Below are 537 nucleotides of genomic sequence, written 5' to 3'. Positions count from 1 at the left end.
CGCCCCCAAGCCGTGGTCCGACCCGACCTCGGACCCACTCGCCGACGAACTCGGCTGGCTCCAGTACCTGGACGACCTCGGCGCACCCGAACCGGAGCTCGTCGTCACCTCCAAGCGGGCGTTCAGCTACCTCGCCCGCAACAACGCCTACCGGGCCGCCTACTACCGGAGCGTCAACCCCTCCAACACCCCGACCCGCACCCTCACCGTCTCCGAGGTCAACGCCGTCCGCAACGACTACGGTCTCCCCCCGGTGACTCTCTACAAGGCCCAGGTCAACGTGGACGGGACGGCGACCAAGGTCCTCCCGGACGACCGGTGGATCATGCTGCCGCCGGACCGGGCGAAGTGGGGCCAGACCATCTACGGGGTCACCGCCGAGGCTCTGGTCCTCGCGCGGGGCACCAACCCGGAGATCGTCAAGGAGGACGCCCCGGGCATCGTCCTCACCCGCGGTGTCCAGGACGACCCGGTGCAGATCTGGACCAAGGGCGGGGCGGTCGCCATGCCGGTCCTGCACACCCCGGACTGCCACAT

General features: G+C 69.8%; 1 protein-coding gene. It reads left to right on the top strand.

All coding sequences use genetic code 11. The features are described 5' to 3' along the window. On the top strand, positions 1-537 hold a 537-nt coding region (locus ABD323_RS44975), incomplete at both ends, for a major capsid protein (RefSeq protein WP_344447721.1).

Origin of the sequence: Kitasatospora nipponensis, from assembly GCF_039528135.1 — a bacterium.
Taxonomy (GTDB): domain Bacteria; phylum Actinomycetota; class Actinomycetes; order Streptomycetales; family Streptomycetaceae; genus Kitasatospora; species Kitasatospora nipponensis.
Note: the sequence above shows the minus strand (reverse complement) of the source record. Positions and strands in the feature narration are given on the sequence as shown.